Consider the following 15,987-nt stretch of genomic DNA (forward strand, 5'->3'; position numbering starts at 1 on the left):
GCGTTTGCCCGCCGACCTGTGGCAAGGATGCCGCGATGTCCGATATGCAAGCCTTCATCGAGGAAGCCGCCAGCCTGCTCGGGCCGCGCGGATTCACTACCGATCCCGAACTGGTCACACCATGGCTGACCGACTGGCGCGGTCGCTATACCGGCAAGGCGGTCGGCCTCGCTTCGCCCTCATCCACCGCGGAAACTGCCGCCTTCGTTAAATTATGCGCCCGCTACTGCGTCCCGATCGTACCGCAGGGGGGGAATAGCGGCATGTCCGGCGGCGCGACCCCTGACGAGAGCGGAGCGCAGGTCCTGCTGTCGCTGCGCCGCATGGACGCGATCCGCGAACTCGATACGCGCGCCCGACAGGTCACTTGCGATGCAGGGGTTATTCTTCAGACCTTGCACGAAGCAGCAGCGGCGGAGCGCATGCGCTTTCCGCTCACCCTCGGGGGCAAGGGTTCGGCCACGATAGGCGGGCTGATCTCGACCAATGCGGGCGGCACGCAAGTGCTGCGCCACGGCACGATGCGCGCGCAGGTGCTGGGGATCGAGGCGGTGCTGGCCGATGGTTCTGTCTTCGACGCGCTTACACCGCTCAAGAAGGACAATCGCGGCTTCGATCTCAAGCAAATGCTGATCGGATCGGAGGGCACGCTGGGTATCGTCACGGCGGCGACGCTGCGCCTGCTGCCGGAGATCGGCGAGCGCGTCGTCGCATGGGTCGGCTTATCGTCGATCGGGGCGGCGCGCGAACTGTTGCTGCATTGCGAGGATGCTGCGGGCGACATGCTGGAAGGGTTCGAAGTCCTGCCGGCGCATTGTCTCGAATCCGTGCTTGCTCACATGCCCGATGCGCGAGCACCGCTCGACGGCAACCACGCATGGCATGCGCTGATCGAACTGGTCGGCACTGCAGATGCGGAGGATGCAGTGCGCGGGGCGGCTGAAAAGATGCTCGCGGAAGCATTCGAGAAAGACTTGCTCGAGGACGCGGTGCTGGCCGCCAACGAAGCACAGGCTGATGCCTTCTGGCTGCTGCGCGATTCGATAGCGCCCGCCGAGCGCGCGATCGGCCCGGCGATGCAGCACGACATTTCGGTACCCGTCGCGGCAATGGCGAAGTTCGTCGAAGAAGCCAGCCCGCAGGTCGAAGAGAAATTCCCCGGAACACGCGCCGTCGGCTTCGGCCATCTCGGCGACGGTAATATCCACTTCCATGTGCTCGCTCCTCCAGGTGCCTCCAGCGGCGCATGGGAAGCCGACGAGGGCAAGCGCGTCAGCGCCTTCGTTCACGACCTCGTCGACGAATTCGGCGGTTCGATCAGCGCTGAGCACGGGATCGGGCAGGTAAAACGCGATGAACTGGGCCGGCTTGGCGACCCCGTCGCGCTTGCCATGATGCGCAGCGTCAAGCAGGCGCTCGACCCCGATGGTCTGCTCAACCCGGGCAAGCTTGTGCCGCTTGCGAAAGACCACGCGACCGCTTAAAGCGCTGCGCACCACGCGCGCGTGCCCAGGCGCATGCCCGTCCATTCCTTTGTTTTCGGAGATTTTCCATGGCCAGCGCGCCGCAGCCGAACCTGCCTCTCTTCTACAACGACCTGATGCCGCTAAACAGCAACGATCACGCGGACCTGAAAACGCGCCCGGTCGATCTGGCTCCGTGGCTTTCGAAGCAGCATGCCGTTCCGCTGACGGTCGATGAGTTCGTCCAGGCGCAGCGCCAGCTTCCGATCGTGTTTTCGGCCGGGAACAGCCCTCTTCCGCTGGCGCTGTTCGCGCTCAACGAAGGCGTGAACACTTATGTCGACGAAACCGGCAAGATCACCGAACCCGTATACCTTCCGGCTTATATTCGCCGCTATCCTTTCATGCTCGCCCGCCTGCGCCCCGATGCGGATGAATTGTCGCTCTGCTTCGACCCCACCGCCGATTCGGTCGGCGAGTTCAATGACGGCGAGCGCCTGTTCGACGACAAGGAGCCGAGCCAAGCGACCAAGGGCATTCTGGAATTCTGCGAGAGCTTCGAACAGGCCGGCCAGCGCACGCAGGCCTTCATGACCGAAATCAAGGATGCGGGATTGCTGATGGACGGCGAAGTTTCGATCCAGCGCCCGGGCGAAGACAAGCCTTTCATCTATCGCGGCTTCCAGATGGTCAACGCCGAGAAACTGCGCGAGCTGCGCGGCGACCAGCTGCGCAAGTGGAACGAAAGCGGGCTGCTTCAGCTCATCTTCGCCCACCTGTTCTCGCTCGAACAGATGCGCGTGCTGTTTGCACGCCAGACCAACCAAGGCACCGCACCGCAGCCGCAGGCGCAGCTGAACGGTGTGGACGGGTCCACCACTGCCTGATTGGCGCAATATCAGGAGGGCGGTCGGGCTTGGCCTGGCCGCCCTTATTGCTGCGCCGAATGCAGCAATGGCGCAGGATGCCGAAGCCACCGAGCGCGAATATCACCCGCTTGAAGTCTTCCAGCTGCGCGAGGACTTGCTGTTCCGTGTCGGCTACCGGCTGGCGACGGCCAATGCCGAATTTTGCGATGCAACGCTGCCGGTTGCCGGAATGCTGCTCCACGATGCGGAGGCTTATGGCGACCCCGCGGCCGTGCGCTACCTGTTCGGGCTGAAGGGCGATATCGGCGTGCAATCGGTGGCGCCCGGCTCCCCTGCGGAACTGGCAGGGCTGCGGCGCAACGATACGATTTCCGCGCTCGGCGGCGCTTCGGTCTATAGCCGCTGGAAGTCGATCGAACCGAAATGGAAGCGCGCCCACGACATTCGGGACTATATCGAAGGGCAGCTTACCTCCGGCGGTCTCGATCTCGACTGGTTCGATGCGGAAGGAGTTGCTCGCCACGCCCTACTGACGCCTGTCCAAGCATGCGCGTCTCGCTTCGAACTGCTGACCTCCTCCTCCCGCGCGAGCGCGGATGGCGAGCGCGTACTGATTGGCGAAAATTTTCCCGGTTTCGCATACCAGGAAGACGAATTCGCGGCGATCATAGCACATGAGATGGCGCACAATCTGCTCGGTCATCTGGACCATATGAGGCGCACAGGGCGCAAGCGCGATATCGTCCGCCTTACAGAGCGCGAGGCCGACCGCCTCATTCCCTGGCTGCTGGCCAACGCAGGATACGATCCAGTCGCGGCAATTCGCTTCATGAGGCGTTGGGGGCCAAGGCACGGCGGGTGGATTTTTCGCAAACGGACGCACGATGGCTGGGACGAACGGGTGGAGTTCATGGAAGCCGAACTGCCGAGGCTTAAAGAGGTAGGGCAGGGAAAAGATCGTTTGACTTACGATTGGTCGAGGCACTTTGTGCGCGAAATTGACACGGCCAACTAGCGACCAAATGTCTTTGCGTTCTCTCGGGTATCTGACAAAGCGCGCCGCTCGTTCACCAGATGGAGTAAGCTTGTGCCGAATATAGTGCCTGTCGTCCTCTGCGGCGGAAGTGGGACCCGGCTATGGCCGCGAAGCCGAGCCAGGAAACCGAAACCTTTCCTGCCGCTATTGGGTGATAAAACGCTTTTTCAATCGACGCTTAGCCGGTGTTCGGACCGTACCCGCTTCGCTGCGCCCATGATGGTGGTTGGTGAGCATCATATGGAGTTTGCCCGCCCACAAGCGAACGCGGTTGTCGACGACGCCTACTTTATTATCGAACCGATGGGGCGCAATACGGCCCCTGCCATTGCCTTGGCTGCGCATCGCCTGGACGAAGACGATATCATGCTGGTGTGCCCGAGCGATCATCATATCGTCGATGAAGCAGCCTTCCGGCGGTCCGCGATGGCTGCTGCCGAGCTTGCCGCGGAGGATTGGCTGGTTTCCTTCGGTATCGCTGCAACTCAGCCCGAGACGGGATATGGGTACATCAGGCGTGGTGAGGCAGTTGGTACCGGATTCCGCGTCCACAGCTTCGTCGAAAAACCCGACCTCCAGACGGCCATCCGGTTCCTGGCAGAGGGAGACTACGCCTGGAACGGTGGTATATTTGCATTCCGTGCCGGCCGTTTTCTGGCCGAACTGGCTCAGCATCGGCCGGAGATGGCGGACGCGGCAGCCAAAGCCATCGAAAAGGGCTCAGTCGAGAAAACGGCAGTGAAGCCTGACGCAGCAGCATTCGCAGCGATAAAAGGCGAGTCTGTCGATTACGCGATTATGGAGAACACGGACCGCGCGGCCATGGTGGAGGCCGATATGGGCTGGTCGGACATCGGAAATTGGGATGCTCTGCTCGAAAACCGGGCGCAGGACGAAAATGGCAACGTGATCGTGGGCAGCGGGGAGATGATCGACGTCCATGGCTCGATGGTCGACAGCGACGGTCCGCATGTGACCATCGTGGGCCTCGAGAACGTCGTAGTCGTCGTCGACGGAGATGATATTCTCGTTGCGTCGCGAACTGCGGCGCAGCAAGTCAACCAGGCAAGCCGATGCAAGAACCAATGATCCGGACGCTACCGCGAAAGTTTGTCGACAAGGTCTGGGGAGTCGAATGCCTACCCGCCCCCTTCCCGCATCTGTCCGATGAACGGATCGGTGAGGTCTGGTTCGAACCTCCGGCGGAACTGGACGAATTGCTGGTCAAATATATTTTTACCAGTGAACGCCTTTCGGTCCAATCTCATCCAAATGACGCTCAGGCGGCAGAGATGGGATTGGGGAAAACCGGGAAGAACGAGTGCTGGGTCATTCTGGAGGCGGAACCTGACGCCACAATCGCTGTCGGTTTCGACCGCGCCTTGGACGCCGATGAATTGCGTAAAGCAGCGCTCGACGGATCGATCGTGGATCTGTTAACCTGGCATCCGGTCGAGAAAGGCCATGTGTTCTACATTCCAGCCGGAACGGTTCATGCGATCGGAGCCGGTGTGAGCTTGATCGAGGTGCAACAGAATAGCGACATCACTTTCCGTCTGTACGATTATGGCCGACCGCGTGAATTGCATCTCGAGCAGGGAATGGCGATTTCGCATGGCAAGCCTTATCCAGCATCGCTTCGGTCGAAGATCGATGGGCCAGGCGGTGTCCTCGCCCAGTCTTCTCATTTCTCACTGTATTTTCGGGATTGCAAAACCACCGGGTTCGAGGTCGATCTTACAGGCGGTCCAGCGTTGCTCATCCCTTTTGATGCCCCCGTCTTAGTCGGAGACCATAGCATAGAACCCGGCGAATGCGCCTTAGTCGCGGCATATTCCAGCGACGGGATAAAAGGCGACGGCATCCTCCTGATCGCTCAGGCTGCGGGTTGATACCCTACCGACCCTGTTCAGACTACGGCGAAACGAGAATATTTTAGGCCAGAAGCAATCGTCTCAGGGCGATCTCAACCCTTGAATTGCGATGCTCTGGACACCATTTTGTAAGGGCCGGGCTGTGCACCCCTCATTGCAATCCCGGTAATGCACGTGAGTGCATTTCCTCCCTGAACCTTGGCCACCCCATGTTATGGAACATGGGGTGGTTTTTTCGATCATTCAGCAGCCTGCAGAAAGTCTGGAGCCCCCTGACTTTTCAGCAGCTGGCTTCCAAGCACGTTTAAAAGTCCGGCAACAAGTCGAGAAATGGCAGGGAGTTTGGCAGTGGGACGGTCCAAAGCCGCGTCGAGATACAAGCCTCGAGATATCTCGAGTTGCATAGCATGTATTCCGCGCATCGGCTGCCCGTGTCGTTCGAGAACATATCCGCCCGCGTAAGGCCGGTTGTGGGCTGCCCTGCCTCCCTTGGCAACGAGGTAATTCAGGACAACCTCGGATAGCTCTACCCCACAAGAAGCGCCGAACCGATCACCAAGTACGAAATCCGCCGCGCTGTCGCCGGGCGCCTTGGGTTTGAGCGGTGGCATTGAATGCAGATCCATCAGAAGCGCTACTCCATGAACGTCACGGAGCCGTTGCAGTTCTTCTTCAATCGTCTGGTGGTAAGGTACGTGAATTTGCTCGATGCGGCGATCGATTTCCTGTTTGTCGATCGGGCGGAGCCAGATTTCGCCGATCCCCGAGACACGTCGCGGGACGAGACCAAGGCCGTGGCGGGAGCGAAATGTGCTGCGAGAACGTTGGTGGGGCTTCTCGTGCGCATTCACCACCATCCCCCAATCGATGTCATCGCTCGACCTGTTGAGGTCAATCATCGCTCGCGGCGCGCATGCCTTCAGAAGACTTACGCCTGTCCGGTCTGCAACCCGATCTGCAATATCGCCGACACGGCGATCTTCCAGCCGAAGACACGTGGATAAAGGAGAGCGCATCGTCTCGATAACAGCACGCGGATAGTCCGTTCCGTCATGGGGAACAGCGAGCAAGATCGGCAGAGCATTGCTGCCGCCCGGTGCCAGGGTAAATGCTGCCTTGTCCTCAAGACCGGGAATTGTACCGCCGGATTGCATCCTATACCGTTAGCCAGCGAAGTTTGGATTGCAAAGGGGATCGGGCGTAGCTTGAGGAAATCGCCAAGCGGAGCCGGATCAGTTCGGCACCACGACGGCTCGCGGCGCAGCGTATATGGTTCTTTAAGGGCTGCCGCGCTATGGTGTCCCCATGAGCCGAACTGCTAAATCTTCGATCCTTCTTGCGGAAGATGACGACGCGATGCGCGTCTATCTGGAAAGAGCGCTGGTAAATGCCGGTTATGTCGTAGACTCAGTAGACCGAGGAACAAAAGCGGTTCCACTGCTCGAGGAAGGCGATTACGATCTGCTCCTTTCCGATATCGTCATGCCCGAAATGGACGGGATCGAGCTGGCGCAGCGCTGCAATGAAACCAGTCCTAACACCAAGGTAATGTTCATTACCGGCTTTGCCGCTGTGACATTGAAGGCAAGCCGGGAGCAGCCTCATGCCAAGGTGCTCTCCAAGCCGTTTCACTTGCGCGATTTGGTGCTCGAGGTGGAGCGAGTTTTGGAGGAACGGCTCGATGCTCCATGTTGAGCGGCATTTTGACCTTGCACCGCTTATAAAGGCTCGCTAAATGCCCGCCCTGCCCGCCGAAGGGCAACCCGATGAGTGGGCGTATAGCTCAGTGGTAGAGCACTATGTTGACATCGTAGGGGTCCCAAGTTCGAACCTTGGTACGCCCACCATCGAAGCCTCCTGAAGCATTAAAAAGCCTGCCTGTTTGGCGGGCTTTTTTTATCTTCGATGCGTGATTTTTCCAGCCGACTTCCTTGATCACGTTTAAGAGTCTTCCTGGCGACCGCCCCATTAGGATCAGCTACTGATGGCAGGTCGGGCGACCACATATAGTTTGGCCTCCGACTTTTCTAACACCAACAAATGCAGGGGCTCAAGACAGACCCTCCTCCATGCAACCGGTTGCAATAAAGAGAAAAATCACAAATGGGTTCGTTTGGAAAATCAGCCCATCAGGGGGGATCGATTTGACAAGTGACCGCCAGATTGCGGCTAATCGGCGAAACGCTAAAAGGAGCAGCAGGGGCGCTGAGCGTTTTGGGGTTCTAAGTCAGCGGGTGACGACTGAGATTGAGGGGGCCGAAATTGACGTGACCCCCAGCTTTCCCCCAGCTGGGATTAGAGCCGAGCCGCGTTTTTGCGCATAAGCGCGGTTGAAGCAATGGGCTGCGTAGCGGAGCCCGTAGGGCGTAGCGAAGCAGGCCATTGCTTATTCAGTTCGGCGGCGAACGCCGCCGGGGTTGCGTAGCCCAGCGATGAGTGCGGTCGCTCCCGATTGTAGTCATCTACCCAGGCAGCGATCTCGACACGGGCATGGGCCATGCTCAAGAACAGCGTCTCGTTGAGCAGTTCGTCCCGCATGCGACCGTTGAAGCTCTCGACATAGCCATTCTGCATCGGCCTTCCGGGCGCGATGTAATGCCACTCCACGCCGATCTCGCCGCACCATGCCAGCACGGCATTGCTGGTGAGCTCTGTGCCATTGTCGCTGACGATCATGCCGGGCTTGCCGCGCTGCGCGATCAGCTCGGTCAGCTCGCGAACGACACGGCGACCAGAGATCGAGGTATCCGGCACCGCTGCGAGACACTCCCTCGTCACGTCATCGACGACGTTGAGCACGCGGAACCGCCTGCCAGACGCCATCTGATCGTGAACGAAGTCGAGGCTCCAGCGCTGGTTCGGCAGCGCCAGAACCGGAGCAGGTGCTCTCGTGCCAACAGCACGCCTGCGGCTTCTTCGTCGCCTGACCGCCAAGCCTTCCTCACGGTAGAGCCTCTGGGTCTTCTTGCGGTTGATCATGATCCCCTCCCGGCGCAGCAGGATATGCGGACGCCGATAGCCGAACCGGCGACGCTGGTTGGCCAGCTCGCGCAGCTTCTCCTTAAGTTCTGCATTGTCATCTCGCCTCGAACGGTAACGCACGCTCTTGCGATCGGCATCGATGACACGGCACGCCCGCCGCTCGCTCATCCCATGGCACGCCTGGAGATGAGCAACAGCTTCCCGCTTCGCGGCGGGCGTCAAAACTTTTTTGCCAGAAGATCCTTCAGCGCAGCCTTGTCCAACATCGCATCGGCCAGCAACCGCATGAGCTTGGCGTTCTCGCTCTCCAGCTCCTTGAGCCGCCGGGCATCGGATACCTCCAGCCCGCCATACTTCGACTTCCAGTTGTAGATCGTCGCTTCCGAAACCCCGTGTCGCCGGGCCAGGTCGGCGGTCTTCGCTCCCGCCTCCGCCTCCTTGAGCACGCTTCGGTGAACCTCGTTCTTTTCATCTCGTCCGTCCTTCTGTCAGGGCCGGACTCTAATCCAACTTGGAGGAAAATCACGGGGTCACGTCAAAGCATCCAACGCGCAAGGTCAAAAGACCGCGGGGCGCTAATCCTAAGAGCAATAGACCTTCTGGCGGCAACATTTGCATCCCAGCAGTAGCCGGACGTTTTGGCATTCGAACAAGCAAGGATTAGTCGCGAATTCGAATGGCCTCGATTTCAGCATTTAGAGGGGAGCGTCCCGACCATGCCCTCGCTTCGATAATGATCTCGATGAACCTGCACGATTTTGGAGGGCTAGAAATCTCAAAGCCGTCACCATGCTTCGCCAAATCTCTGTCCAACAAGGGGGCGCCTTCCGCACCGCCACATCGAAGCAATATGTCGATATCTCTCAATACTTGAGGCGAATCGATGCTGTGCTCAAATTCTATTTTGAATGGGCTATTCGGCGTCTTTATGAGGCGTCTAGCCACGACACCTCCCTCGCCCGGCCTCGCAGAAATTTCTAGCTCCTCCCCGCTTAAACTTGGTTGGGCGCGAAATCCCGCTCGATCGGAAAATGCCCATTCGAAAGGCGCAAAAGTCGATTTCCAGTCTAATGGCCCGTGATCGTCGTCAGCTGAATCGACACCGAGGCGCTGATAAAACTCGTATGCGGCATCAAGCTCCCCTTGGGCCACCAGATTCACAAGAAGCGTCTGGTCCAAATGCTGATCGTCGAATGGCACACGTTTGCGTAATTCCAGGAGGTTAGTGAGCGCCGCAGGTTCCTTGAGCGCAAACCGAAAAAACCTTTCGTGCCAGGGCGATGTGCCATCCAAAATTCGTTCAAATTCATCGACAGCGCCGTCTCTTGCGAAGAGCGGGAGCAAACTTGGAAACAGTTCGGCGGATCGTGAGGGCCGAACCCGCAGAATGCGGTCAAGAGTAGCGACCGTCCCAGGATAATCCTGTTGCGCGACTTGCTCTTGAAGGACCACCGCTTGGAGCGTGGTATTCCTCCGGTTTAATGCCGAAACAAGGCTTACGATTTCCGAGCGGGCCTCTTCATCCTGCTCGGCCAAAGCAAGAATTGCGTGGGCTTCGGGAGTGAGCGGTTCCTTCTGGTATGCCTCGAGCGCCCACCGCTCTGCCATAGGGTTGCCGACCTCGGCTGATACGAGATCTGCGGCTACCGAACGAAACACCCCGATGGCAAGCTCTTCCTGCGCCAGTCCATTGAGAGGAAACAGCGAAAGAGCAGTCTCAGGCGCCTTGCGCGTGAGGGCAATCCCCGCCGACTGAGCACCGATACAGATAACGAATGCCAAGCCCAGAACGGTGCAAAGGAAAAGGCGCAAGGTGCGAGCCACCCTCATGGATCAGACCTCGCTTATCATGCAGGTTCCTCACGCTTTTCTTCACCGTAGCCATAGCCATAGCCATAGCCATAGCCATAGCCATAGCCATAGGCGGAATTCTTTTGGCTAACCTTGGTGACGATCGCGCCATAAACCAGCGCACCCGATCGCTGGAGGCGGCCGAGAGCGTTTTCTATACCGCGCAACTTGATCCGTTCCGATTCGATAACAAAGATCACTCCGTTGACGAATTTAGACATCTCGATCGCGTCAGCCAATGCCAACATGGGCGCCCCGTCGACAAGGACTTGGTCATAGGCGTCTCTGGCTGCTTCAATTATTTGTCCAAACCGCTCACTAGCCAAGAGTTCAACCGGGTTCGGTGGCGTCCGCCCCATCGGGAGGAAGTCAAAACCAAATTGCTCAAGGGGAACGATCTGCGAGAAAATGTCAGACTCTTGGTTGGCCAGCAGGGGAACTAGACCGCCTTTTCCGTATTCATGCAACTCAAGCGTTTGATGAAGCTTGGAATTGCGCAGATCCGCATCGATCAAAAGTGTGCGCTTGCCCAGTTGCGCGAAGCTGGTGGCAACCCCGACCGAGGAGATACTCTTCCCTTCCGACGGGACTGACGACGTAAGCATGAGGACTTGTGGCGCGCCCTGAGGCGTCAGGAAGTTTAAGTTGGTTCGAACGGTGGTATACGCTTCGTTTATCTCGGAGGAGCGCTCGGTAAGCCGCTCAACCAATTCTCCGTCCATTTCGCGAGGAATAGCACCGAGCAGGGGAAGGCCGAGACGTCTGCGCACATCTTCAGGATCCTGCAGTGTCTGGCTAAGAGTTACCTTAAGATAGACCACGCCCGCGGCGACAACAAAGCTTGCAACAAGTGCTACCAGAAGGTTCTGGAACAGTGATGGCGCGTATGGCTCGGAAGGAGTATCCGCAAAGTCAATAATTTGGATATTGTTCTGCCCGGCCCCAGACGCCTCAAGCTCCTTGAAGCGCTGCAAAAGAGCATCGTAGATTTCGCGATTGGTATCGACCTCACGTTTGAGAATGCCGTAGCTTATCCCCTGACCTTGCTGCCCCAGGAAGCGTTGCTTGACTTGCTCGACTTGATCGCGAAGCTCTGCTTCTCTGATCCGCGCCGACTGGAGTAGATCGCGAGCTCCACCGGAAATCGCAGAGCGCAACGAACTCACTTCTGCCTGCTTTTCCTGCACTTCCGGATAATCCGGCCCAAAATTCGCGCGCAAAACGGCAAGTTCGGCCTCTGCTTCGCTCAAGCTTGCTAGCAACTGATTGCGCGGATCATTACTCGGAAAGTTTCCCCCGACGACTGCAGCTTGCGCACTTATTCGATCGGCCACGGCAGCGGCCAAGGCCGCATTGAGCGCCGCTAGATCAGCACCAACCAGCGTTTGACCGGCGCTCTCCGCCCCAGATTCACCACCTGCATTGAGCACGAGAATCTCGTTAGCATTGGCGTACTCAACGAGCTCTCGCTCTGATTCGGAAAGTCGTTCCCGGAGTTCAGCAATTTGGCTCTGTAGAAAATCTCGAGCCTCTATATTTGCGCCGAAGCGCTTCTCGTAATTAGCAGCCACGAACTCTCGAACCCAAAGGTTTGCGATTTCGGCAGACACCTCCGGGTTGGGACTTGAAAATTTCACATCGACGAGGCTCGACTGCGTGATGGGATCGATGCTTACATTGTCGAGAAGAATCCTTTGGATATCGGCCTCTAGATCGCGCTCATCTTCAATCCTAAAGGACTCGCGAAAAGCTTCGTCCCGAGAGAGGTTTCCAGCATCCATCACTCGCCTGGTCATAAATCTCGAGACGAGAAGCTCATACTGAGTGTTCAGGTATTGAAGTTCAGACACTTGAGTATCGGGCTCAAGTGCGTCCAGATTGGTTACGTCGGCAGTCACCTGAGAAACTTCCAAACGCGCGCTAGCTTGATATAGCGGAGTCGCCAGAAGCGTAAAAAAGGTGCCGAGAAGAAGGCCCACGGCAATTATTCCCGCCAGCCAATACTTAAGGCCGATAGCCTCGTGCCAATATCGCTCCAAGTTTATGTTGAAGGAATCACGGCTAGAGACGCCTTCATCAGCAACTTCACGACGATCATCATTCTCAGCGAGTCCTTGGGATGAGAAATTTAGATGGTTCAACGCCCAATCCGATCAATTAGAATAGCAGAAGTCGAGAGCAAGGGAGCGAAACGAAGAATACTGTCCAAGCGCCTACGATTGGGCGAATCCCCTACGACAATAATGTCGTTGGGATATACAGTCGGATCTTCGTAATTACCCCGCTGGATTGCCTGAATATTATAAGCGCCGATGTAGCGCTGGCCTCCGACGGTCCTGAGAATCAAAACGTCATCCAGCTTCGCGTACTCCGCCAAGCCGCCTGCTTGATTGACAACACGCAATAGAGACTGTCGGCCCAGAATCGGGTACTCACCAGGCTCATCCACTTGGCCTCCAACAGAGACTGTAGGCGGAGGGATCTGGGAGGGAATAACACGTACTTGCGGATCTAGCAGATAGCTACCCCGTAGAAAGTCTTCAATCAATTCAGCTGCCTCATTCGGAGCCAGCCCCTCGAGATTGAGCAAACCAGCCAACGGAAAGGAGATGCGCCCCTCTCCATCGGTGAGATATTTCCCACTTAGACGTTCGGCACCAACAACCTCGATCTCGAGCGCCTCCTGGGGTCCGATTAAATAAAGGTTTTCAAGCCGAGGTGCCGGAAGCTCTTCGAGCGCCGCGATTTCAATACCCGGTGCCTCGCCATAGGCCCGATCCGTTGCACAACCAGAAAGCGCAAGCGATAGCATCAACCCACTCAAGGCAAGGACGTAGTTTTTGATTGATCCTGATGTCTTCATGATGCGCGCCTTAGCGCAACTCCAAATCAATTAAAGCCGCGTCGCCACGGAAATTTCCACAGCAAGCGTACTATGTTGTTTTGATATCACGGGTATGTCGCGAGAGGGCGAGCAAAAACCAGACCGTAACTAGTTGAAAAAGCGGAGTCCGCAATGGGTAATCAATCACAGACGCTGCAGCGATAATCGCAAAAAGGCTCATCCAAAAAATCGCATCGACCCTGTGCGTCCTACGCAGTGCCATAGCGCCAATCACCTTCACCATCCAAACGAGAAGTACGATCAATAGAAGCCCCGCCCACACTCCTCCTTCAATCACGAACTGCGCCCAGTCGTTGTGCGCCTGATTGATATATTGAGGCATCAGCAATGCCGACGGCTCATAGATATGATAGACCTGCTCAAAGGACCCAAAGCCCGTACCTAAAAGCCAGTGGTTTTCGAGGATTGCGACAATCACCGGCCATAATGACCAGCGGAGATCAGCAAGACTATCACTTGCCAGAATATCCCGGAACGCCGGCGCGCGGTCAAGAGCCAGAAAAGATACAGCCGTTAGCAGCACTATGACGACGGGTAAGGCCAAAACTATACGTGGCCGATCATCGAGCCACCGACGAGCAGCATCTTCGGCTGATCGCCCTTTTCGATGACGCGGCGATAAAAATAGCATTATCATCGACACCAAAACTGCGCCAATTGCAGCCAAAAAACCGGCCCTCGACCCCCCAACCAAAGAGACGAAAAGAATGAAGAAAAAAGCCACTGGATAAACAAGTGTTTCCCAAGAATTGTACGGGGCATTGCGCGCCCTCAGGCCAAGTAACGTCACCACCAGCATGGAGCAGGCCGCGAAGATTGAGGCGTGATTCTCACTCGCCAGAAAACCGACCGGCGAACCTCTGTTAGTTATTTCATAAATATAGAAGGCACTCGAACGACCAGATGCAATCTGAAGAAGGCCGAGTAGCGCATTTAAAACGCCCAACCCAGCAATGATACGCAACAACATCATCGACGACGCTCGCAAGGCAATAGCCAACACTAAAGCGGCTCCAGGAACAACCAGACTCCCAAGCACATTCCAAGTCCTCATTGGAGCAAGCGTCAAGGGGCGCCAGATCTCCTCAAGGCCTAGCGCAGCGTCTAGTTGAGAAACTTCCAGTCGCTCCGGCAATCTCTGCCATAACCATGGGGGCAACGGCACGAGCTGTAATGCCACAAGAAGCGCGAAGCTCCCGAACATGAGAAATAGCGCGCGTTCAGCCTCCAATTTTTCTTTAGTCAAGAAGAAAAGTGATGACGCTATAACTAAAGCAGACAATGTCCGAAGCGGTATGATTTGCATCGCGTCAAATCTGGATGCACCTCCGGTGAGCGCAACAAAGAAAGCAAATATTCCAAGAATAATCATGCCTCGTCCCACGCCCGTCCTCATGCTTCCTTTTGACTCTTCTCCTTCATGGCTGACACCCATCTTCGATTTCGTCCCTATAAACTCAGGCTGCGCTGCCATTTATTTACCCACTTGAAAAAGTGCTGGACATACCGTCGCCAGCATGTCCAGTCTCGTGTAGCTCTGACTGCGGATCACCCCGTAACCTTCGCTTGCCAGTTAGGCGCGTCAACCAACGTCACGAGGCTGAACGTTATCAGGCACTGGCTCGAATCAACGGGCCGTAGTGAATTGGGTCATCCGAGACACCCCGGCAGTCTGGCAGCACAGATTCGATGCAACAAGCCTTGACGTGATTCCCCGTGACGTGCTCCCCTGAAATGTGACCGGTTTTTGGTAGAGTCCGACGCAAAGGAGTCGGACGACAATGAAACGAAGCAGGTTCAGCGAAGAGCAGATCATCGCGGTTTTGAAGGAACAGGAGGCTGGCATGGCGACGGCGGAGGTGTGCCGCCGTCACGGGATCAGCTCCGCCACGTTCTACAAATGGAAGTCGAAGTTCGGCGGGCTGGAGGTATCCGATGCTCGGCGGCTGCGCACGCTCGAGCAGGAGAACAGTCGGCTCAAGAAGCTGCTGGCCGAGGCGATGCTCGACAATGTTGTGCTGAAGGATCTGGCATCAAAAAAATGGTGACGCCCGGCGCGAAGCGGGAAGCCGTCGTCCATGCCCGTGAACAGCACGGGCTGAGCGAGCGTCGGGCGTGCAGTCTGGTCGGCGTAAGCCGCAGGGTGATCCGTTACGAGCCGACGAGGCCGGATGACGGGGCACTGCGGCAACGGTTGCGCGAGCTGGCGGCGGAGCGTCGCCGGTTCGGCTATCGCCGCCTGGGCTACCTGCTGGCGCGGGAAGGCATGCGACCGAACCACAAGAAGCTGCTGCGCATCTATCGTGAGGAAGGCCTCCGGGTCCGTCGTCGTGGCGGTCGCAAACGGGCACTGGGCACGCGCAGACCAATGGTGCTGCCGGATGGGCCGAACCAGCGGTGGTCGCTCGACTTCGTCTCCGACAGCCTGATCTGCGGTCGGCGCTTCCGTATCCTGTGCGTGGTTGATGACTTCTCGCGGGAATGCCTGGCGCTGGTGGCCGATACGTCACTGTCAGGCGCACGGGTGGCTCGTGAACTGACCAGCCTGATCGGGATGCGCGGCAGGCCGCACACGGTTGTCAGCGACAATGGCACCGAACTGACCTCGTCAGCCATCCTGCGCTGGTCGCAGGAACGACGGGTCGAGTGGCACTACATCGCGCCGGGCAAGCCGATGCAGAACGGCTTCGTGGAGAGCTTTAATGGCCGCCTCCGGGACGAATGCCTCAACGAGACGCTGTTCACCTCTCTGGCTCATGCCCGGTTCGTGCTCGCTGCATGGCGGCACGATTACAACACGGTCAGGCCACACTCGAAACTGGGCGGGAAGACCCCCGCCGAGATCGCCGGCGAACGTGTCTGGGGGCATGCCCCCAGACACGTTGCCATCCCATCAAACATCAATCATGAAGGTGCGAGACTTTACCTCTGAATGGTAACAATCAGGGGAGCACGTCAGGCTTTATCTTGAAAGACCAGAGCACATCGTTTGAGAGTGCCACAGAAC

At 57.5% G+C, this 15,987-nt stretch carries 12 protein-coding genes, 1 tRNA gene and 1 pseudogene; 8 read left to right on the top strand and 6 right to left on the bottom strand.

Features of this window, described 5'->3' with window-relative positions; genetic code table 11:
* Positions 1 to 35: 35 nt before the first annotated feature.
* From ACSH0F_RS07430 to ACSH0F_RS07450, 5 genes are all read left to right on the top strand, one after another.
* Complete coding sequence (locus ACSH0F_RS07430) at positions 36 to 1,484, top strand: FAD-binding oxidoreductase (protein WP_435201414.1); 1,449 nt, start codon at positions 36 to 38, stop codon at positions 1,482 to 1,484.
* A gap of 68 nt (positions 1,485 to 1,552) precedes the next feature.
* Positions 1,553 to 2,350: a SapC family protein gene (locus ACSH0F_RS07435; protein ID WP_435201416.1), complete on the top strand. Its 798-nt coding sequence runs from the start codon at positions 1,553 to 1,555 to the stop codon at positions 2,348 to 2,350.
* Between the two features lie 67 nt (positions 2,351 to 2,417).
* Complete coding sequence (locus ACSH0F_RS07440) at positions 2,418 to 3,347, top strand: PDZ domain-containing protein (RefSeq protein WP_435201418.1); 930 nt, start codon at positions 2,418 to 2,420, stop codon at positions 3,345 to 3,347.
* 84 nt (positions 3,348 to 3,431) lie between these two features.
* Positions 3,432 to 4,457, top strand: a complete 1,026-nt coding sequence (locus ACSH0F_RS07445; RefSeq protein ID WP_435201420.1) for a mannose-1-phosphate guanylyltransferase — start codon at positions 3,432 to 3,434, stop codon at positions 4,455 to 4,457.
* Positions 4,442 to 5,260 (top strand): class I mannose-6-phosphate isomerase, encoded by an 819-nt coding sequence (locus ACSH0F_RS07450; protein WP_435201422.1) that lies wholly within the window; start codon positions 4,442 to 4,444, stop codon positions 5,258 to 5,260. The genes ACSH0F_RS07445 and ACSH0F_RS07450 overlap by 16 nt, the downstream gene beginning before the upstream one ends.
* A 221-nt stretch (positions 5,261 to 5,481) precedes the next feature.
* Here ACSH0F_RS07450 and ACSH0F_RS07455 read toward each other — a convergent pair whose 3' ends face one another.
* A complete protein-coding gene (locus ACSH0F_RS07455; protein WP_435201424.1) occupies positions 5,482 to 6,396 on the bottom strand; it encodes an N-formylglutamate amidohydrolase in 915 nt (304 codons plus the stop codon).
* A gap of 151 nt (positions 6,397 to 6,547) precedes the next feature.
* Here ACSH0F_RS07455 and cpdR point away from each other — a divergent pair, with 151 nt between their 5' ends.
* Complete coding sequence (gene cpdR, locus ACSH0F_RS07460) at positions 6,548 to 6,937, top strand: cell cycle two-component system response regulator CpdR (RefSeq protein WP_435201426.1); 390 nt, start codon at positions 6,548 to 6,550, stop codon at positions 6,935 to 6,937.
* Positions 6,938 to 7,014: 77 nt separating this feature from the next.
* Positions 7,015 to 7,089 (top strand) — tRNA-Val (locus tag ACSH0F_RS07465).
* Positions 7,090 to 7,537: 448 nt separating this feature from the next.
* On the opposite strand, the pseudogene ACSH0F_RS07470 reads toward ACSH0F_RS07465, so the two are convergent.
* From ACSH0F_RS07470 to ACSH0F_RS07490, 5 genes and pseudogenes are all read right to left on the bottom strand, one after another.
* Positions 7,538 to 8,696 (bottom strand): annotated as a pseudogene (locus ACSH0F_RS07470) (IS3 family transposase).
* Positions 8,697 to 8,884: 188 nt separating this feature from the next.
* Positions 8,885 to 10,006 (bottom strand): hypothetical protein, encoded by a 1,122-nt coding sequence (locus ACSH0F_RS07475; RefSeq protein ID WP_435201428.1) that lies wholly within the window; start codon positions 10,004 to 10,006, stop codon positions 8,885 to 8,887.
* Between the two features lie 65 nt (positions 10,007 to 10,071).
* The gene (locus ACSH0F_RS07480) at positions 10,072 to 12,216 is read right to left on the bottom strand and encodes a GumC family protein (RefSeq protein ID WP_435201430.1); all 2,145 of its coding nucleotides are present in this window, start codon (positions 12,214 to 12,216) and stop codon (positions 10,072 to 10,074) included.
* Positions 12,213 to 12,938 carry a polysaccharide biosynthesis/export family protein gene (locus tag ACSH0F_RS07485; protein ID WP_435201432.1) on the bottom strand — a complete coding sequence of 242 codons (726 nt, stop codon included), beginning with the start codon at positions 12,936 to 12,938 and terminating at the stop codon, positions 12,213 to 12,215. Before ACSH0F_RS07485 ends, ACSH0F_RS07480 begins: the two co-directional genes overlap by 4 nt.
* A gap of 70 nt (positions 12,939 to 13,008) precedes the next feature.
* Positions 13,009 to 14,454, bottom strand: a complete 1,446-nt coding sequence (locus tag ACSH0F_RS07490; protein ID WP_435201434.1) for an O-antigen ligase family protein — start codon at positions 14,452 to 14,454, stop codon at positions 13,009 to 13,011.
* A gap of 307 nt (positions 14,455 to 14,761) precedes the next feature.
* On the opposite strand from ACSH0F_RS07490, the gene ACSH0F_RS07495 reads away from it, so the two are divergent.
* A protein-coding gene (locus ACSH0F_RS07495) for an IS3 family transposase (RefSeq protein WP_435201436.1) occupies positions 14,762 to 15,912 on the top strand; the annotation gives its coding sequence in 2 pieces (ribosomal slippage) (positions 14,762 to 15,014 and positions 15,014 to 15,912; 1,152 coding nt in all).
* The last annotated feature ends 75 nt before the right edge of the window (positions 15,913 to 15,987 follow it).

Origin of the sequence: Qipengyuania sp. 902 (genome assembly GCF_051195295.1) — a bacterium.
Taxonomy (GTDB): Bacteria; Pseudomonadota; Alphaproteobacteria; order Sphingomonadales; family Sphingomonadaceae; genus Qipengyuania.